The sequence below is a fragment of the Alkalicoccus daliensis genome (assembly GCF_900103955.1).
GTDB classification, from domain to species: domain Bacteria; phylum Bacillota; class Bacilli; order Bacillales; family Salisediminibacteriaceae; genus Alkalicoccus; species Alkalicoccus daliensis.
In genome coordinates this window covers 18,533-38,224 of record NZ_FNIL01000003.1, presented here as the reverse complement: position 1 = coordinate 38,224, position 19,692 = coordinate 18,533, and the positions used below count along the sequence as shown (strand labels likewise).

The 19,692-nt window shown below is 39.6% G+C and carries 18 protein-coding genes; 13 read left to right on the top strand and 5 right to left on the bottom strand.

Going from position 1 to position 19,692, the window contains the following annotated elements; genetic code table 11:
* Positions 1–22 precede the first annotated feature (22 nt).
* The 4 genes from BLP92_RS06790 to treR all read left to right on the top strand — a co-directional run bounded on the left by BLP92_RS06790 (position 23) and on the right by treR (position 5,461).
* Positions 23–1,444, top strand: coding sequence for an FAD-linked oxidase C-terminal domain-containing protein (locus BLP92_RS06790; protein ID WP_090841902.1), 1,422 nt, complete (start codon positions 23–25; stop codon positions 1,442–1,444).
* The gene (locus BLP92_RS06785) at positions 1,441–2,769 is read left to right on the top strand and encodes a (Fe-S)-binding protein (protein WP_090841900.1); all 1,329 of its coding nucleotides are present in this window, start codon (positions 1,441–1,443) and stop codon (positions 2,767–2,769) included. The genes BLP92_RS06790 and BLP92_RS06785 overlap by 4 nt, the downstream gene beginning before the upstream one ends.
* A gap of 280 nt (positions 2,770–3,049) precedes the next feature.
* Complete coding sequence (treC, locus tag BLP92_RS06780; protein ID WP_090842373.1) at positions 3,050–4,726, top strand: alpha,alpha-phosphotrehalase; 1,677 nt, start codon at positions 3,050–3,052, stop codon at positions 4,724–4,726.
* A gap of 18 nt (positions 4,727–4,744) precedes the next feature.
* Entirely contained in the window at positions 4,745–5,461 is a 717-nt protein-coding gene (treR, locus tag BLP92_RS06775) for a trehalose operon repressor (RefSeq protein WP_090841899.1), read from the top strand.
* Positions 5,462–6,088: 627 nt separating this feature from the next.
* Here treR and BLP92_RS06770 read toward each other — a convergent pair.
* Positions 6,089–6,955 carry a hypothetical protein gene (locus BLP92_RS06770; RefSeq protein ID WP_090841897.1) on the bottom strand — a complete coding sequence of 289 codons (867 nt, stop codon included), beginning with the start codon at positions 6,953–6,955 and terminating at the stop codon, positions 6,089–6,091.
* A gap of 38 nt (positions 6,956–6,993) precedes the next feature.
* Positions 6,994–7,224 (bottom strand): PLDc N-terminal domain-containing protein, encoded by a 231-nt coding sequence (locus tag BLP92_RS06765; RefSeq protein WP_244516699.1) that lies wholly within the window; start codon positions 7,222–7,224, stop codon positions 6,994–6,996.
* Positions 7,225–7,729: 505 nt separating this feature from the next.
* Here BLP92_RS06765 and chvE point away from each other — a divergent pair.
* The 3 genes from chvE to mmsB all read left to right on the top strand — a co-directional run bounded on the left by chvE (position 7,730) and on the right by mmsB (position 11,641).
* The gene (gene chvE / locus BLP92_RS06760; RefSeq protein ID WP_090841895.1) at positions 7,730–8,833 is read left to right on the top strand and encodes a multiple monosaccharide ABC transporter substrate-binding protein; all 1,104 of its coding nucleotides are present in this window, start codon (positions 7,730–7,732) and stop codon (positions 8,831–8,833) included.
* 106 nt (positions 8,834–8,939) lie between these two features.
* On the top strand, positions 8,940–10,475 hold the full coding sequence (gene mmsA / locus BLP92_RS06755; RefSeq protein WP_090841893.1) for a multiple monosaccharide ABC transporter ATP-binding protein: 1,536 nt from the start codon (positions 8,940–8,942) through the stop codon (positions 10,473–10,475).
* A complete protein-coding gene (mmsB, locus tag BLP92_RS06750; protein ID WP_090841891.1) occupies positions 10,475–11,641 on the top strand; it encodes a multiple monosaccharide ABC transporter permease in 1,167 nt (388 codons plus the stop codon). The genes mmsA and mmsB overlap by 1 nt, the downstream gene beginning before the upstream one ends.
* A 46-nt stretch (positions 11,642–11,687) precedes the next feature.
* Here the strand turns inward: mmsB and BLP92_RS06745 are convergent, their stop codons facing one another.
* On the bottom strand, positions 11,688–11,906 hold the full coding sequence (locus BLP92_RS06745; protein ID WP_090841889.1) for a hypothetical protein: 219 nt from the start codon (positions 11,904–11,906) through the stop codon (positions 11,688–11,690).
* Between the two features lie 990 nt (positions 11,907–12,896).
* On the opposite strand from BLP92_RS06745, the gene BLP92_RS06740 reads away from it, so the two are divergent.
* Entirely contained in the window at positions 12,897–14,027 is a 1,131-nt protein-coding gene (locus BLP92_RS06740) for a GntR family transcriptional regulator (RefSeq protein ID WP_090841887.1), read from the top strand.
* Between the two features lie 47 nt (positions 14,028–14,074).
* On the opposite strand, the gene BLP92_RS06735 is transcribed toward BLP92_RS06740, so the two are convergent.
* Positions 14,075–14,977, bottom strand: coding sequence for a TIGR01777 family oxidoreductase (locus BLP92_RS06735; RefSeq protein WP_090841885.1), 903 nt, complete (start codon positions 14,975–14,977; stop codon positions 14,075–14,077).
* An 88-nt stretch (positions 14,978–15,065) separates the two neighbouring features.
* Between BLP92_RS06735 and recX the strand changes: the two genes are divergently transcribed.
* From recX to BLP92_RS06720, 3 genes are all read left to right on the top strand, one after another.
* The gene (gene recX / locus BLP92_RS06730) at positions 15,066–15,881 is read left to right on the top strand and encodes a recombination regulator RecX (protein WP_090841883.1); all 816 of its coding nucleotides are present in this window, start codon (positions 15,066–15,068) and stop codon (positions 15,879–15,881) included.
* A 148-nt stretch (positions 15,882–16,029) separates the two neighbouring features.
* Positions 16,030–16,347 (top strand): YfhH family protein, encoded by a 318-nt coding sequence (locus BLP92_RS06725; RefSeq protein WP_090841881.1) that lies wholly within the window; start codon positions 16,030–16,032, stop codon positions 16,345–16,347.
* Between the two features lie 14 nt (positions 16,348–16,361).
* A complete protein-coding gene (locus BLP92_RS06720) occupies positions 16,362–16,628 on the top strand; it encodes a YfhJ family protein (protein WP_090841879.1) in 267 nt (88 codons plus the stop codon).
* 85 nt (positions 16,629–16,713) lie between these two features.
* Here BLP92_RS06720 and BLP92_RS06715 read toward each other — a convergent pair whose 3' ends face one another.
* Positions 16,714–17,700 (bottom strand): metal-dependent hydrolase, encoded by a 987-nt coding sequence (locus tag BLP92_RS06715; RefSeq protein ID WP_090841877.1) that lies wholly within the window; start codon positions 17,698–17,700, stop codon positions 16,714–16,716.
* A gap of 80 nt (positions 17,701–17,780) precedes the next feature.
* On the opposite strand from BLP92_RS06715, the gene mutY reads away from it, so the two are divergent.
* Both mutY and BLP92_RS06705 read left to right on the top strand, forming a co-directional pair.
* A complete protein-coding gene (gene mutY / locus BLP92_RS06710; RefSeq protein WP_090841876.1) occupies positions 17,781–18,833 on the top strand; it encodes an A/G-specific adenine glycosylase in 1,053 nt (350 codons plus the stop codon).
* Positions 18,834–19,592, top strand: a complete 759-nt coding sequence (locus BLP92_RS06705; RefSeq protein WP_090841873.1) for an SDR family NAD(P)-dependent oxidoreductase — start codon at positions 18,834–18,836, stop codon at positions 19,590–19,592.
* Positions 19,593–19,692: the final 100 nt, after the last annotated feature.

Genomic DNA, 19,692 nt, shown 5'->3' with positions numbered 1-19,692 from the left:
AGCAGAAGGAGGGCGTTTTTATATGCTTACAGCAGAAGTGAAGCAAAAGCTGATAGACATCGTTGGAAAAGCTGGATTCTCTGATACGGAAGAACAGAAAATTGTTTACTCTTATGATGCCACTCCGGGATTTCAGGCAGAACCTGATGGTGTTATACGTCCTGCCGACACAGTGGAAATCCAGGAAATCGTGAAAGTATGTTCGGAGTTTAACATTCCGATTATTCCTCGGGGATCCGGAACGAATTTATGTGCTGGAACTACACCAACCCAGGGTGGAATCGTAATGTTATTTTCAAAATTAGATAAAATCATAGAAGTGGATAAGGAGAATATGACGCTGACTGTGCAGCCGGGTGTTACAACATTTCAGGTGATGAAGCGGGCAGAGGAGGAGGGTTTTTTCTACCCGCCGGATCCGAGTTCCATGAAAATATCCACCATCGGAGGAAATATAAATGAAAATTCCGGAGGGCTGCGTGGTCTGAAGTATGGTGTTACGAAAGATTATGTGCTTGGATTAGAAGTAGTACTTGCGAATGGTGAAGTTATACGTACGGGTGGGAAGCTTGCGAAAGACGTTGCCGGATATGATTTCACTAAGCTTATTACAGGAGCGGAAGGAACACTGGGAATTGTTACAGAAGCTGTTATGAAACTCCTTCCACCACCGGAGACGAAACAGACGATGCTTACACTTTTTCATGATATGGAGTCTGCTGCAAAAGCCGTCTCGGCTATTATTGCCGCAAAGATTATACCTGCAACGCTGGAATTTTTAGACCAGCCAACGATCGCAGCGGTGGAAGAGTATGCAAAAATTGGCCTGCCTACTGAAGCGGGAGCAGTTCTCTTAATAGAGCAGGATGGGAATGAACAGGTAGTTTCAGAACATATGAATTTAATGAAGCAGATATGTGAAGAGGAAGGTGCTGTTTCGATAAGAAAAGCAGAAAGCAAGGCAGAAGCGGAAGCGCTTACAGAAGCAAGAAGGTCTGCACTTACAGCACTTGCGAGAAGACGTCCGACGACCATGCTGGAGGATGCTACCGTTCCCAGGTCAAAACTGGCTGAAATGGTACGTTTTATAGAGCAGACTGCAGAAAAGTACAGTGTAGAGATTTGTACTTTCGGTCATGCAGGGGATGGAAACCTTCATCCTACCTGTATGACCGATGTCAGGGATAAGGAAGAGATGCACAGAGTCGAAGAAGCTTTTGCAGAAATATTTTCTAAAGCTGTTTCTCTCGGAGGGACGATTACGGGAGAACATGGGGTGGGGGAAATGAAATCCCCATATCTAGCATGGAAGCTGGGAGATGCGGGAGTAGAAGCAATGCTTGCTGTAAAGCAGGCACTTGATCCGCATAACATATTAAATCCCGGAAAGATATTTGCAAAAGAAACTCGTAAACGGGTGACGATTGGAGGAGCAAACCAATGAAAACAGGAAAACTCCAGCAGTCTTTTCAGGAAACAATTGATTATGAAGAAATAATGAACTGTACCAGATGCGGTTTTTGTCTGCCGGCCTGCCCTACGTATCTGCAGACAGGAGGCAACGAAGCGAGTTCGCCACGCGGCCGGATCGCTTTAATGAAAGCAGTTGCCGACGGCAGGAAAGCGCCCGACGAAGAAGTAGAAGCTCAGCTGAATGAATGTTTAGGCTGCCGTGCCTGTGAACCTGCCTGTCCGTCCGGTGTAAATTATGGACACCTGCTGGAACAGGCAAGAAGCGTGGTGCAGAAACATAAAAAACATTCGCCCGGGGTAAAAATAGTAAGGAAAGCCGTGTTTGACTGGATGTTTATGTCTCATAAACGTATGCAAAAAATGCATACCCTTCGTTATTGGTATGAAAAAACACCAGCACAGCAGGTGATGAGAAAAACAAAAATGCTTCAGCTGCTCCCAGGAGAAGCCGCTTTAATGGAAAGAGTACTTCCAAAAGCTGCAGCACCAACGGCAATAAAAAGAGAGAAAGAATTTGAGCCTTCCCCTAAAAAATCGGTAAAAAGGGTAGCTTTCTTCAGAGGATGTTTGATGAGTACAATGTTTTCTGAAACCAACGACTCCACCCGGTATTTATTAAAACAGGCAGGCTGTGATATTATCACGCCGGAGAAGCAGGAATGCTGTGGGGCTCTTCATGCACATGGCGGCGAAACTGAGCAGGCGAAACTGCTGGCTAAGAAGAATATTGCGGCTTTTGAAGAATTAGAAGTAGACGCCATAGTTTCAAATGCCGGGGGCTGCGGAGCAGGCTTAAAGAACTATCCTTTCCTTTTAAGAGAAGAAGCCGGCTGGGTGGAGAGAGCCAAAGCTTTTTCAGAGAAAACAGTGGATATTTGTACACTCTTAGCGAGTCTTGATTTACCAGATATGAAAAGTGAAGATACACTTGTGACATACCAGCCTTCCTGTCATCTGGAAAATGTTATGAAGGAAAAAGGCTATGTAGAAGAGCTTCTCCGAAAGGTAAATGGAGTAAAATATGTGGCAATGCCTGAAAAAGAGCACTGCTGCGGCTCGGCGGGAATTTATAATCTCGTCCAGCCAAAAATGGCAATGCAGATTCTGGATAAAAAGATGACGGATGTAAAATTAACGAAAGCTTCCAAGCTGGTAACTTCCAATCCTGGGTGTCTGCTTCAGATGAAAGCAGGTATTGAACGGGAAGGTATGCACAGCGAAATAGAAGCTCTTCACATCGTGGATTTTCTGGCAGAAGCTGTACGAAAAGGACAGGATGCACCAGATACAAATTAAATGCGCTTCCGGGAAAACAGCTAACTTCAGCGAAGTTTAAAATTGCTTTCCAAGAGGAAAAGAAACACAAAAAACAGTTTTGTGCATACAATTCTGTTCTTCGCAAACGACCTATGAATAGAGTCGCGAAGTTTCCCGGCTGTATACTAAAAAAACCTTGGCCTGCTGATGCCAGGGTTTTTTCTATACTGTCATTGCTTCGGTTTACTATCTTGTATATACAAGTTATAATTAATAAAATACCAATATGGAATTAAAAGGAGGCAGATTCATGAGTGCGATGCAGGAATGGTGGAGAAAAGCGGTAGTTTATCAGATATACCCTAAAAGCTTTAATGACACAATGGGAACTGGAGTAGGAGATCTGCAGGGAATTATTGAAAAGCTTGATTATTTAAAAGACTTGGGAGTAGACGTGATCTGGCTGACGCCGCCTTATACTTCTCCGCAGAAAGATAACGGTTATGATATCAGTGACTATTATAACATTCATGAAGAATATGGAACAATGAAGGACTTTGATGCACTTTTAGAAGAAGCGCATGGACGGGATATCAAAGTCATTATGGATATAGTGGTGAATCATACTTCTACAGAACATGCCTGGTTTCAGGAATCACAGTCTTCAAAAGATAACCCTTACCGTAATTATTACATTTGGAAAGATCCTGTGGATGGGAAAGAACCAACAAACTGGCAGTCGAAATTTGGAGGAAATGCCTGGGAATATGATGAAAAAACCGGTCAGTACTATCTGCATTTATTCGATGTGACGCAGGCAGATCTTGACTGGGAGAATGAACAGGTACGGAATGATGTTTACGAAATGATGCACTTCTGGTTTAAAAAGGGTGTAGATGGTTTTCGGCTGGACGTAATTAATCTGATTTCCAAAGATCAGGATATTCCAAATGATGACGGATCAAAAGCTCCGGGAGACGGCAGGAAATTTTATACGGATGGGCCCCGTGTACACGAATTTATGCATGAAATGAACAGGGAAGTTTTTTCGGAGTACGATGCAATGACAGTAGGGGAAATGAGCTCTACTACTATCGAACACTGTATAAAGTATACAAAGCCTGAACGAAATGAACTAAGTATGACCTTTAATTTCCATCATTTAAAGGTGGACTATCCACAGGGGGAAAAGTGGGCGATTGCTGATTTTGATTTTCTGGCGCTAAAGGATATTTTATCAACCTGGCAGGTGAAAATGCATGAAGGTGGAGGATGGAATGCACTGTTCTGGTGTAACCATGACCAGCCGAGAGTAGTAACCCGCTACGGAAACGATCAAGAATATCATAATAAATCAGCAAAGATGCTTGCTACCACCATTCATATGATGCAGGGTACCCCGTATATTTACCAGGGAGAAGAATTTGGAATGACAGATCCAAAATTCACCTCCATCGATTCCTATCGTGACGTGGAAACATTAAATTTCTACAATACAAAAAAAGAAGCAGGCTGGGCTGATGAAGAAATTCTTCCTCTAATTCAGGCAAAATCCCGTGATAATTCGAGAACACCTGTCCAGTGGACAAGTGAGGAAAATGCCGGTTTTACCACTGGGACCCCCTGGATTCCAGTAGCTGCAAATTACAATACTATCAATGCTAAAGCAGCTGTAGAAGATTATGATTCCATCTATTACCATTATAAAAAGCTTATCCAGCTGCGAAAAGAATTTGACATCATTACTTTTGGAGACTATGAATTACTCCTCGCAGAAGATTCGAATTTATTTGTTTATCTGCGGTCATGGAAGAATGATAAACTCCTCGTAGTAAATCACTTTTATTCGGGAGAGGTTGATTTTAAAATTCCAGAAGAACTCCAGCACATGGATGCAGAAAAACTTATCTCAAATTATCAGGATACAGCGTGGGACACTAAAATGGAACTAAGACCTTATGAATCCTTCGTTTATCGACTGACTGAAAAGAAATAATCCGAAGACGGTGAGAAAATGCAGAATAAATATTTGTTAATTTACAGAGAGATCGCAGATAAAATACAAGCAGGCACTTTCAAAGCAGGAGAGAAGCTGCCTTCTGAACACGAACTCGTCCAGACTTATTCGACCTCCCGGGAAACCATCCGCAAAGCACTGAACCAGTTAGCGCAGAATGGATATATTCAAAAAGTGCAGGGGAAGGGTTCCATCGTACTGGACACGCAGAAATTTGATTTTCCAGTATCGGGTCTGGTCAGTTTTAAAGAATTGGCAGACAACCTCGGGGAGTCCCATAAAACGTATGTAGAGAAGCTGGCTTTAATAGAACCAGACGATTTTCTGCAAACGCAGCTTCATGCCTTGCCCCAGGAGGGAATATGGGAAGTTCACAGGGTGCGGGAGATAGAAAACGAACGAATTATCCTTGATAAAGACTTTTTTAAGCAGATGTATGTGGAAAAATTAACAGAAGAGATCTGCCGGAACTCTATATATGATTATATTGAGAATGAACTGCATATGATGATCAGCTTTGCTAAAAAAGAAATTACCGTAGGGGAGCCAACTGATGAGGACAGAAAATATCTGGATCTAGAAGGGTTTTCGAATATAGTCGTAGTGAAGAATTATGTGTACTTTGATGATGCAAGTTTATTTCAGTACACAGAATCCAGGCACCGGCCGGATCGCTTTAAATTTGTTGATTTTGCCAGAAGAAGTTCCGTTTAACTTATTAAAATAAGTATTTAGAAAGAGCATATTGCTGCCTCGCAGTAATATGCTCTTATGGATTCCATTAAAAAAGAGCTGCATTAATAGCAGCTCTTTTACCAGGCTATTGAAACAAAATTTTTTCTGTATAAGCATGCGCTTTTATGCTTTGCCTTCGAAGGTACGCTTTCCGGGCGGGCCGGCCTCAGCTAATTTCTTCCTCCCTCCTGCCGGAAGAAATGGATCTTCTGCTCGTCCTGATTCGTCCCGGAGTCGACCTTCCACGACTGCAGCATATATGAGAGAAACAATGGTTTTTGTAGGAAACAGCTGAAGAAGTTACACTTTTTCTTCGAAAATAACTTTTCTCCACAGCGTCCGGCGGTGATTGCGGGATTTAAAGCATGAGGGAAGCCAGCCAGGGTTTTACATCCATCCCCCATGCTTTTTCCGAGATAGATGTGGCTGCGTGGACCCATGCTCTTATTATTTTGTTGTTGCAAAATAACTGAAGACGGGCAGGCAAGCTTCCGCCGGCAAGCGAAGGAGAACCTTATACATAGCATATAATAAATATGAGTAATTTCTTACTTTATAAACACGCTGAAAAAAGAGCTGCACAAAAGCAGCTCTTTTTTTAAAAGGTTATTTTTTTAATGAATCTACTACTGCTCTTTTAAGCTTTCTATCTACTGTAACTTTGGAAAGCCATTCTCTCATGGAAAATTCACTTTCCTCTTTTACTCTGCGTGACATTTTCTTAAGAAGAAGCTTTAATGTATCTGTATGATACACCTGATCTATCTGTTCCGCATGATAAAGGAGTTCTTCAATCAGCTTGTAGTTTTCCAGCGGCACTACAGGTGCTGCATTTAAAAGGAATGATTGAAAAATCAAGCCGTCCTGTACATCAAAATAATCCTTGGCCATCTTCTCCAAAAGCTCAGGGTGTTCGTCCATGCTTGAACCAAGCTTTGGAATAAGAGAATCTACCCGGTGGTTTTTAAGGAAGATATAAGCTTTTTTAGGATTCGCTGTTTCTACCGCTTCTTCCAAAGTCTCCATAATAAGCGAATCTTCTTCCCCCTCCTGCTCACGCTGTAACGTAATCATGCGGGAGGGCCAGCGGTTTTTAATATCCTCCAGATGCTCATCCCGAAGCAGCTTTAAGATTTTTTTATTTTTTTTCTTCGCATTTTTCCGTGATTTCAGTGCATCCTTTAAATCATCCTGTGTAATGCGGTGCTCTTTTTTTCGTGCATTGAGCAGCTTATACGCTTCAGTCGCTTCTCCTGAAGCTTTTGTGGTTTTACTTGAAAGGTAAAAGGACTCCAAAAAATTCCCCTCATAGTCAAGGGTGGCAAAGATAATTGGGTTCTCATGGTCAAACAGCAGAACATCAACCGATCTTTTACCGGTTTTATCCTCATATTTTACGATATAATGCTCTTTCTGCGCCTCATCTGTGAAAACTTTTTTTCCTAAAAAACATGGTGGTGGTAATACTGGCATGTGTAGCTCCTCTCCTTTCGTAAGGTGGTGCCCTGTGCTTAATCGTTTCGAATAATTAAATAAATAATCAATCCGATGACTGGAAAGAAAAGTGTTCCGAGTAGTATCACAATAGCAAATTCTTTACTGTTTCCTTTTCGCAGAGAATCGCGGTACGCCCATATGCTGGTGATGATATTTAAAATAAATATGAGAGCGAAGAAAAGTAGAACTATCACGAGAAAACCGGAATTGAATAAATTAAACCCTTCCATCATCGTACCCGTCATATTAACTCGACTCCTTTTGAAGGTCTATCTCTATCTTAACGTTAATAGGAGAGAATGTGTAGGATAGTATATATTTTGTTTGAAAAAGAAGAGACAATACATAATTTAAACAGTAGAACTTCAAAATTAATAATAAATTAAACTTTAAATTTGAAAGCACATATTTTCAATTTAGTGATATCGAAATTGCAAATGAATTATAAAGCAGAAATTTAAAATAGGACTCACTGTATGTGTATTTGGAACATTATTTTTGAAGAAAATTTATAATGTACGTAAATAAATTTTGGGAAAGTTGTATTGGGACAATGGTCCGTATAAATAAAGTCTGAAAATTTGTTATTTTTCAAAAAAATAACTTGCTTTTACATGTTTGGCAAATATATAATAAGTTAAACTTCTTATACGAACAAGCAATCCATTGATGAACATTATTTGTGTAACTTGTTCGTATAATTTTTTTATTAACAAGTAAGCGCTTACTAAATTATAAGGGGGATTTATCGTGAAGAAGAAATTAAGTGTGTTAGCTTTTGCTGGACTGGGATTGTTGGCTGCCTGCGGTGGTAATTCTGAGAACGAAGCAGAAGGAACGGCAAATAATAGTGGAACAGAAGCAAACGGTTTAACTGTTGGTTTGGCTATGCCGACACAATCATCAGAACGTTGGGTGAGAGATGGGGAAAATATGGCTGAACAATTTGAGGAATTAGGGTATGAAGTAGAAATGCAATATGGAGAAGATGACGTCCAAAATCAAGTTTCTCAAATTGAAAATATGATTACACAGGAAGTGGATCTACTTGTAATTGCTTCTATAGATGGAGAAGCTTTAACCTCAGTACTAGAAATGGCAGAAGCTACTGACATTCCAGTTATTGCATATGATAGATTAATAATGAACAGTGAGCACGTGAGTTATTATGCCACATTTGATAACTACGAAGTGGGAGTTCAGCAAGGGGAATATATTGAAAGTGCTCTAAGTCTGGATGAAGGTGAAGGTCCTTTTAATATCGAATTATTCGGAGGATCACCAGATGATAATAATGCTTATTTCTTCTGGGATGGTGCTATGTCAGTATTAGAACCTTACATTGAAGAAGGACAATTAGTAGTTCAAAGTGGTCAGACAGATTTTGAGCAGGCTTCTACAATGAGATGGGATGCATCCTTAGCTCAGGAAAGAATGGACAACATTTTAAGCGCAAATTACTCAGATGAAAACCTGGATGTAGTTTATTCTCCATTCGATGGAATCAGCCGAGGAGTTATTTCTTCCCTGTCTTCCATTGGTTACGGCAGCGATAGTCAGCCAATGCCGATAATCACTGGGCAGGATGCAGAAGAAGCATCTGTCAGAGCTATTATTTCTGGAGAGCAGACAATGACAATTTTTAAGGATACGAGAGCTTTAGCGGAACAAGCAGTAAATATGGGGCACGCAATCTTAAACGATGAAGAGCCTGAAGTAAATGATACAGAAACTTATGATAATAATTCTAAAGTTGTACCTGCTTATCTTTTAGAACCAATTTCAGTAGATATTGATAACTACGAAGAAGTGCTAGTAGAAACAGGTTATTACTCAGAAGAAGATCTTCAGTAATTTAAAATGGTTTTAGCAGGCAGAATAATTAGCAACTTATTTATTCTACCTGCTAATTTTTTGATAGGAAATGTTTTTATTGATTTAGGAGAAAGGATGCCTTCCTATGACAAAGACACTATTAGAAATGAAAAAAATCACAAAAAGATTTCCAGGAGTAAAAGCATTAGACAATGTAAATATACAAGTAAAAGAAGGCTCTATTCATGCACTTATAGGAGAAAATGGGGCTGGTAAATCTACGTTAATGAAGGTTTTAAGTGGAGTATATCCCTATGGAACATATGAAGGCGATATATTGTACGATGAAGAAGTATGTACTTTTAAAAATATAAATGAAAGTGAAGCAAAAGGGATTGTAATTATTCATCAGGAATTAGCACTTATTCCTGAATTATCAATTGCTGAAAATATATTTTTAGGGAACGAACAGGCTTCAAAAGGAATAGTGAATTGGAATGAAACTATAAAAAAAACAGTAGGATTATTAGAAAAAGTAGGACTGAAAATTGATCCTCTTACAAAAGTTAAGGATATTGGTGTTGGCCAGCAGCAGCTGGTAGAAATCTCAAAAGCCTTATCTAAAAATGTAGATCTCTTAATTCTGGATGAACCCACTGCTTCTTTGAATGAAACTGACAGTAAAAATCTATTGCAGTTGTTAAGAGAATTTCAAAAGCAGGGAATGACATCCATTTTAATTTCTCATAAATTAAAAGAGCTGTTAAGTATTGCAGATGAGTTCACGATACTTCGGGATGGTCAGACTGTGGCAAAACTTGATCCTAAAAAAGAAACAGTAGATCAAAACGTAATAATCAAAAACATGGTTGGTCGGGAACTTACAAACTTATATCCGGAAAGACATCCTCAAATCGGCGAAATTAACTTTGAAATTAAAGACTGGTCGGCTTTTCATCCACTGGATGGAGACCGCCCATTGTTAACAAACATTAATCTGAATGTTCACAAAGGTGAAATTGTAGGACTTGCAGGCTTAATGGGAGCTGGAAGAACCGAATTGGCTATGAGCGTATTTGGAAGGTCATACGGGCGTGGAATTACCGGAAAAGTTATTAAAGATGGTAAGGAAATCAATGTAAGTACAGTAGATAAAGCAATTGAAAATGGCTTAGCTTACGTATCGGAAGACCGAAAAGAATTTGGCTTAATTTTAATGGACAGTGTCAGAAAAAACTTATCTATTGCTAATTTAAAAAGCATAGCAAAAAGAAATGTTCTAAATCTCCATAAAGAAGTAAAGCTCGCTGAATCTTTAAAGGAAAAAATGAATGTAAAAACACCTTCTATAGAGCAGATTACAGGGAACTTAAGCGGGGGTAACCAGCAGAAGGTCGTACTAGGTAAGTGGATTAACACTAACCCGGATGTACTTATTCTTGATGAACCTACCCGTGGGATCGACGTGGGAGCTAAATTCGAAATTTATAAATTGATAAATGATCTGGCGGAAAGTGGTAAAAGTATTATTGTAATTTCATCAGAACTTCCTGAGTTACTTGGGATAAGTGACAGGATTTATACATTAAATGAAGGGAAAATCACTGGGGAGTTGCCAGCTGCAGAAGCAGATCAAGAAAAGTTAATGACACTTATGACTAAAAGTGGAGGGTCAAACTAATGGATGCAGTAAAAAAAATTGTAACTAATAATTTACAAAAATTTGGTATGATTATTGCTTTAATAGGTATAATAATACTTTTTCAAATTTTAACAGGAGGCTCTCTTTTAACACCGTTAAATGTTACAAATATCATTATGCAGAACAGTTATATTATTATTCTTGCAATTGGTATGATGATTATTATTATCACCGGAGAAATAGACTTGTCTGTAGGTTCGGTTGCAGCTTTTGTAGGAGCCATCGCAGGTGTTTTGATTGCTACGATGAATATGCCTGTATTTTTGGGTGTTTTTCTGTGTTTAATCTTAGGAGCGTTAATAGGTGCATGGCAGGGCTTCTGGGTTGCTTATATGAAAATCCCTTCCTTTGTAGTTACTCTCGCAGGAATGCTGATTTTCAGGGGGTTAACTTTAGTAGTTATGGGAGGAAGAACTATTGCTCCTTTTCCTAATGAGTTCAGAGGACTAAGTTCAGCGTTCCTCCCAGAAGTGTTCACAGGAGGAGAATTAAAGCTATTAACAATAATAATTGGGATTGCAGCATCGTTATTATATGTAACTTATGAAATTAGACAAAGAAAGATAGCAAGTTTCTACAGCTTTAAAGTTCCCGCGTTTGGACTATTTGTTACCAAACTGGTACTGCTCGTATTAACGCTTAATGCTTTTACATATGTACTAGCTCAGTACCAGGGAGTGCCGATCGTGTTGATTATTTTAATAGTCCTAATTATAAGCTACACCTTTGTAATGAATAAAACCATAATTGGCCGACACATTTACGCGGTCGGAGGAAATATGAAGGCTGCTCAGCTTTCAGGTGTGAGAACGAAAAAGATGAAGTTTTTAGCATTTGTAAACATGGGGTTTTTAGCTGGTTTAGCCGGAGTAGTTTTTACGGCGAGACTGAATGCAGCAACTCCTCAGGCGGGTCAGCTTTTTGAATTAGATGCTATTGCTGCAGCAGTTATTGGAGGAGCTTCTTTTACAGGAGGAGTTGGTACTATATTTGGTGCAGTAATAGGGGCATTAGTTATGGGTGTATTAAATAATGGTATGTCGCTAATGGGAATTGGTACAGACTGGCAGCAGGCAATTAAAGGTTTAGTACTTTTAGGAGCGGTAGCCTTCGATGTCATAAATAAAAATAAGGGGAATTCTTAAAAGGTAAATTAGTTTCAATATTTAAATGAGCAGTATATATTAATTGCTACCTTGAAAATAAAAGTTCCGCTAAAAAGAAGTAATATTGCTGCTTCACTTTCGGAGAGGCTTGCTCAAGGGCTTGTTCTCGACTAATTTCTCTCACAGGGCACGGCTTCCATCGATCCACAGACAGCATGACAGAGACCGCCATGCTGTCTTTAAAAACCAGGATCGATTCCGCTCGTGCTTCGTGACCTTCCAGAAGGTCACTTGGATTCTCCAACTGCGCTCATCCTTTGGGCGTCCTCTCCTTCGTTACACAGCAGTATTAATTTTTATACTTCATGGTGCAAAAATTTTGCATGAGTGTCTCTGTTAATGCTCATTGATGATAAGAGAAAACTTCGCTGCCACAGACCTGCCGTGAACGAGCTTCTCAGCTCGTTCTTCCACGGGCCGGTTTTCACTTTGCGTAATAAAAGAAAGAGATTGTCTCTAATACAAGTTTTTCTATCAACAAAATGAAGACAAGGCGGTGTAGACGCCTGCCGAAAAAGAAAGCGTGAAGATCGAAAGTTCGGCTCGAACTGCAGAAGAACTCGTAAAGCAGGTGTGCAGCCAGCCGGGACCTTAAATTCAAACAAGACGAAATTTGTCTTGCTTGAATTGGCTGCGCGGAATCCTGATGATTTCGAAGGGGATAGCTGTGGGGTTTCTCTGCGGCAAGCACAGAAAAAGGAGCCGAAGGTGTATTTTTCTAACATCAACATCATAATTTATCAGAGCACTATTAATAAAAATTTTTAAAAATGTTATAAAATCAAATTTATTTTTTCAATAGTTAAGTTCAAAAATAACTATGCTTTTTAAATAGGTCAAATGATTGCTCCAGTGAAAAAATTCTGCAGTAACTTAACTCAAAGCGAACCTGCTTTAAAAGTTCCCGATATGCAGCATTTTTTTCGCTGGAAAGTTCTCGTTGGCAGTAACGTGGGAGTGTATTATTAATTAAACTGATTAATAAAATACAAACACTTACGCATATGGAAAAGCACAAGTAATTGATGAATCTCTATTTTAAATGGATAAGTTTTATAGTCTTTTTTTCAATTAAACAGGTCCAGAGGCTTCTTATCAAATTGGATCTTCAGACTAAGCTGAATCCCTAGAGGCTGATCTTATCTCACATCGGATCTCACTTAAAAACTGAACATTGAAAGTACATTTTGAATAAATGTTCACTCTTGCGAATCAGTTCAAATGAGGTGTAACAATGGCTGCAAAATATAAGGTGGTAAAAGAAGGTATTAAATCCAGTATAATATCCGGGAAATTTCAAGTGAATGAAAAAATAGACTCTGAAAGTGAACTGATGAGACTCCACAATGTAAGCCGTCACACTGTTAGAAAAGCCGTAGAAGATTTAGTGAGAGATGGCTGGCTGTTTAAAAAGCAAGGGGCTGGAACTTTTTGTGCAGAACGAGATACTCTTCCCTTTTCTCCACCCTTAAACGGAAAAAATATTGCGGTGATCACCACTTATTTTTCAGATTATATTTTTCCATCTATTATTAGAGGTATTGAGAAGCATTTAAGTGAAAGTGGTTATCAAATGACTGTTTTTAGCACAAATAATGACCTGGACCAGGAAAGGCGCTGTCTGGAATCTGTAATTTCTCAACAATTTGACGGCTTAATAATTGAACCTACAAAAAGCGCTTTACCTAATCCGAACATCAATTACTATCTGGACCTCGAACGTTTAAATATCCCTTACTTAATGATAAATGCTTATTATGAAGAACTGGAGCCTCCTCATTTAATTGCTGACGATTTTGAAGGTGGGTATTTGCAAGCAGAGCATTTACTGAATTTAAACCATCGGGGAATTATTGGATTTTTCAAAAATGATGATGCGCAGGGCTCTAAGAGAATGAAGGGATTTATTCAAGCGCACAGGGATAAAAAAATCCCTGTGAAGCCAGACAGTATCATAGCTTATTCAACGGAAGATAAAAATGTAAAGCCTATGATTGAATTGAAGGAAAGGTTGAAGAGTATATCATCAGTTCCTACTGCAATTGTCTGCTATAATGATGAACTGGCATTGAAACTGCTGGATGCCCTCAGGGAACATAAATTGACTGTGCCGGATGATATTTCTATTATTGGATTTGATGATTCAATTTTATCACTTGCTTCAGAAGTGAAGTTCACTACAATTTCACATCCAAAAGAAAAAATGGGGCTCCAGGCAGCAGAGCTTATTCATCAAATGATTATAAATAAAAATAAAGTCAAACTTACTGTTATGGAATCTGTTACCTATAAGACAAAATTAATAATAAGAAATTCTACTGCTCCTTATGCATCGAAAGTAAACACAAGTATACAGAGCATATAAAAAATTCCCTCTTTTTAATAAAAATAAAAAGAGGGAATTTTTTTATGCTAACCAACCAGCTCATACAGCGCTTCATAAAGATTAGGATATTTAAATTCGAATCCATGATCAAGAAGCTTCTGCGGTACTACCTGCTGGCCTTCCAATATTAATACACTCATTTCTCCGAGCGCTGCCTTTAATACATTCGATGGTACAGGTGCCCAGAAAGGGCGGTTCAGTACATCTGCCAGAGTGCGTCCGAATACTTTCATTCTTTCAGGCGTAGGAGACGTAACGTTTACAGGTCCCTCCATATCATCATGCTCCAGGCAGTATATTAATGCTTTTGCAGCATCGTCTACATGAATCCAGGACATCCACTGTTCTCCTGTGCCAAGCTTTCCGCCTATCCCCATTTTGAAGGGGGGAAGCATTTTTTTTAATGCTCCGTCTTCCCCGGATAAGATGACACCGAATCTGCTTTTCACCACTCTTACATTTTTCGGGGCTTTATCGGCTTCTTCTTCCCATTGAACTACTACATCTCCAAGAAAATCTTCTGCAGGAGTAGTATCCGCTTCTGTAAAAGCTTTTTCGAAAGAAGTACCGTAAAATCCAACAGCTGAACCATTGATAAGCACCTGAGGCGTTTTCTCCAATACGTGAAGAATTCTTACTGATTCTCTGGTTACATCAATGCGGCTGTCCAGAATTTCCTGTTTCTTCTGATCGGTCCACCGGCCGCTGTTCAGGCTTTCTCCAGCGAGATTTATAAATGCATCAATACCTTCCAATTCTTTTTCAGGTGCGGACTGCGGAGTGAGCCATTCTATATAACTGACACCTTCTCCTGATTTTTTATCAGCAGGGTTCCGGGTAAGAATAAGTACCTCATGTCCCTTATTTATAAGTTGTTTAGTAAGTGATGTTCCTATTAATCCTGTTCCTCCAGCGATTGCCACTTTCATTATAACCCCTCCTGGTTTAATCTTGTGGGTAGTATTCCTTTTATCAAAGGTCTTGAAACGTGTAGTATAGAGAGAAAGGAGATATCAGATGCCAAAAATAGATAAAATTCAAGCTGCAAAAAAAACGAAAGCCAGATATCATATACATCTGGAAGAGGAAGGCAGAGCAGAATACAGCTTTTCTGTTTCCGAGGATATTTTAATTCAGGAAGATCTGTTTAAAGGAAAAGAATTAACGAAAGAAGATATAGACCGGCTGCGTCATTCTGATGAACTGGATAAAGCATATCAGAGAGCTTTAAATTATCTTTCTTACCGTATGCGTTCTGAAAAAGAAGTAGCCGTTTATCTGAAGGAGCAGGAAGTTCCGGAAGAAGAAATTTCTCATATGATTGAGAAACTCCGGAGGCTGGACTTTATAAATGATCAGCGCTTTGCCGATGCTTTTGTCAGGACAAAACGCGATCAGTCGAAAAAAGGACCGAATATTATACGGCAGGAATTAAAACAAAAAGGAGTGGAAGAAAATATTATGAATAAATCCCTTGATCAGTATACCCCGGAAGAACAGCTGGATCTTGCAATTGAGCTTGCGGAAAAGAAGCAGCGGTCTTACAAAAAAGAATCTACGAGGCAGAAAGAACAGAAACTGGTGCAGTTTTTGGTTCAAAAAGGTTTTTCTCACAGCGTAGCTGCAGAAGCTTTAAAAGAAGCTGATATTGATAATGATGAAGACGAACAGCAGGAGGCAATCAGCGGGTGGGGAGAAAAATCCTGGAGAAAATTCGAATCAGAAGCGCCGTACAAACGTCGGCAGAAAATTAAGCAGGCACTGTACAGAAGAGGTTTTCCAGGAGATCTGATAGATCAATGGATAGATGAAAAAGAGATGGAAGAAGAATAGATTCTTTGAAAGAACGAGAGATCGTTATATAATATAAGTAAGACCACTGCATTGAATTTATAAGGAATTTTTATAAATTATTAAAGAGATTAGAATTATGAAATTCCTATACTCATCATTACGGGAATATAAGAAAGGTTGGCTATATATGGATAAGCAGTACAGCCGCATGAGCCCGAAGGAAATTGAAGAAGAAATTGCTGAGCTTCGTGTTCTTGCCCAAAAAGCAGAAGCAAAGGGAATGATAAATGAATATGCGGTGCACGAAAGAAAAATAATTATGGCCGAAGCTTATCTGCTTGATCCGGCAATGTTTAAGCCCAGAGAGAAATATCAGATTAAAGGTACTCCTGAAGAAGTGTTTACGATAAGATATCTAAATGGTGTCTTTGCCTGGGGTCATAGAAATGATGCTTCGAAGCTGGAAGCAGTTCCTATTTCTATTCTGGAAAACAGAATGCAGTAAAGGAGGGGAGACCGGTGCATGAACGTATCGAGAACCTTACAAACCGCCTGCTTGAAAAAAATGATCAGCTTTCCTATGCGGAAGCCCGGACCTGGGTAGAACTGCTGTGGGAAGACTTTGAAGCAACATATGCGAAAGCAGGACATAAGTATAAAGGACAGGATATGACAGCGAAGGTGCTGCAGCAGTGGATTGATAATTATGGGGAACAGCTTCACGAAGTATTAAAAAACAATCCGCGCTACCAGAAATGGTTTGATCAGAAAAAATTCTACCATTAAAATATGTTTTAAATTAAATTGAATTTGATATACTAAAAGAGAGCTGGAATTGCAATTCCAGCTCTCTTTTATGCGCTGAATCGATTTATCCGGAAGAGGACGCATAGGTGAGTTTACGTTTAAGCGTATCCGTATTATAAATCCATCCAGTATAGGAACTTAAAATATTTAAGTCTTCGTCCAGCCGGACTATAGCAACGAAAGGATAATACCCTTTACTCCTGTAACGGAGGTCAATAAACTTTACGGAATACCCATGAGGTTCAATAGATACTGCCCACCTGTAGGCAGGGGAAAAAGAAAGAAAAGCTTCCAGATTTTTGTCTTTTTTCGCAGCATCTATTACCGGATCATCCGGTATGGGTTCAAATGGATAAGTCTCAAAATAATTGATATAGCCATTTTTCGCTTCCGCAACATACATCAGTGATTCGGTTCTTACTACAATGTGCCACCGGTTCCATCGGAACGTAGGTGAGGTGAATATGTGTGTAGCATCAGGATGATTTTCGTGCACGCTTTTGTACACTTTCCTCTGTTCGTGGATCCGCCATAAATAATAAACGAAAACAACCGCGAACATAATTAAAAATGTCCACCCGGGATCAGCACCGAATCTCCAGGCTAATATTGCAGCTATATGAGCAATGAAAATAAACGGATCAAATATGTTTATAATACCCAGGGCCAGCCATTTCTCATATATAGGAGAAAAAGCTTTTGTACCGTACGCATTGAATATATCTATAAATACATGTAAAAAAACAGCGAAAAAAGTCCAGAGCCACAAATGAAACAAATTCAGAGGAGGCATGATAAAATATAAAAATAAGGTAATGAGTGTCGGCCAGATAAACCAGAATGGAATAGAGTGGGTCACCCCTCTGTGATTCCGTATATAAACAGCGTTATTTTTCAGCTTAAGTACTGTATCAAAGTCAGGGGCCTGCGAGCCGACGAGTGCACCTATCATGACAGCCTGTGTCATCGCAGGATTTTCTGCCACTACTGGATCCAGTGTTGCCAATCCGCCGATTGCTACGCCCATTACTACGTGAGTAGCTGTGTCCATAAGAAATGTCCCTCCATCGATTTATAGCAATACATACATTTTACCCGTTTTTTTAATGTTTCAAAAGAGGAGTTTTGCAAGTGAAAGTATTAGATACAATTTCTTTTCAAAAAGATTTACTGAGCTGGTACGATTACGAAAAACGAGATCTGCCCTGGCGGAAAGAAAATGATCCTTACCGCATCTGGGTATCGGAAATTATGCTTCAGCAGACAAAGGTAGCAGCAGTGATTCCCTACTTCTATAATTTCATGGAAAAATTCCCAACGCTGCTTGATTTAGCAGAAGCGGAAGAAGACGAAGTGCTGAAAGCCTGGGAAGGTCTCGGCTATTATTCCCGGGCGAGAAATCTGCATGCAGCTGTAAAAGAAGTCAGAGATCAGTATGGAGGAATCGTACCGGATACGGAAAAAGAAATTAAAAGCTTAAAAGGAGTGGGACCTTATACTGCCGGTGCTATTCTTTCAATTGCCTACAACGTACCGGCTCCTGCAGTAGATGGAAATGTGATGCGTGTTCTTTCCAGAATATTTACGATATATGATGATATAGGGAAAGATACAACGCGTAAAAAATTCGAGCAGATAGTCAGAGATACTATCGCTGAAGAAAGAGCTTCCGACTTTAATCAGGCTATGATGGAGCTTGGTGCATTAATATGCACCCCGACAAGTCCTGCGTGTCTGTTGTGTCCTGTAGCCTCCCACTGTGCAGCGAGGGAAGAGGGGGTACAGGAGATGCTTCCTGTCAAAGCAAAGAAAAAAGCTGCAAGGTCTGTTTTCCTGAAAGCAATTGTGCTGAAAAATACACAGGGAGAATATTTAGTGGAAAGACGGCCGGATACAGGTCTTCTTGCAAAGTTCTGGCAGTTTCCATTCCTGGAAACGGAAAAGGATGGTGAATTTGCTGCATTTCTTCAACAATGGGGAATCGATCTGGAGCAGGTGGAGTATAAAGAACATATCCGTCAGGCATTTACTCACCTTGTCTGGGAAATTGATGTTTATACTGTTGAAGTAAATCACCTGACTCCAGCAGAAAATCAGCAGGTTTTAACTCCTTCCTTATTAAAGGAACTTGTATTTCCGGTCTCACACCAGAAGATTGTAGAAAAAATAGAGGAGGAATATTAAATGGATCTTCAATTAAAAGGAAAAAAAGTTTTAGTTACAGGCGGTTCGAAAGGAATTGGAAAAGGGATTGCAAAAGCGTTTCTGGAAGAAGGTGCAGAAGTCGCTATTTTGGGACGCGGAAAAGAAGCACTTAATCAGGCGAAAAAAGAAATGCCTTCACTTAAAACAATTCAGGCTGATGTTACCTTAGAAGAAGACCGCACACGTGCTTTTAATGAATTTTTAGAAACGTTCAGCAGAATAGATATTCTTGTAAATAACGCCGGAGGCTCAAGCGGTGGTAAAACAATGGAAACTACGATTGCGCAGTTTGAAGAAGCAATGCTCCTGAATTATTTTTCTGCAGTGCATTTATCGCAGCTTGCAGTAACTGATATGAAAAAATACAAAAATGGGGCAATTGTAAATATTTCTTCTATCTTTGGCCGGGAATCAGGCGGAAAGCCTACTTATAACAGTGCAAAAGCAGCGATGATCAGTACAACTAAATCTTTAGCAGATGAAGTTGTGAAAGATGGGATTCGTGTGAACAGTATTGCTCCAGGATCCATTCTGCACCCGACAGGCAACTGGCAGAAGAAACTCGATGAGAATCCAGAGCAAATAAATAAGTTCGTAGAAGACCAGATTCCTGCAGGGAGATTCGGAACGGTGGAAGAAGTAGCAAATACAGTAGTGTTCCTGGCTTCTGAAAAGGCCTCCTGGATTATCGGGGCTTCCATCAATGTAGACGGCGGACAGTCCAAATCAAATTTCTAATGGAAGAAGTGCGCAGGTAAGCATGCTTAAAAAGGATAAAAACAACGCCTCTTTTAACTGAAGGAAATTAAGGAAAGGCGTTATTTCGCCTGTCGAAGTA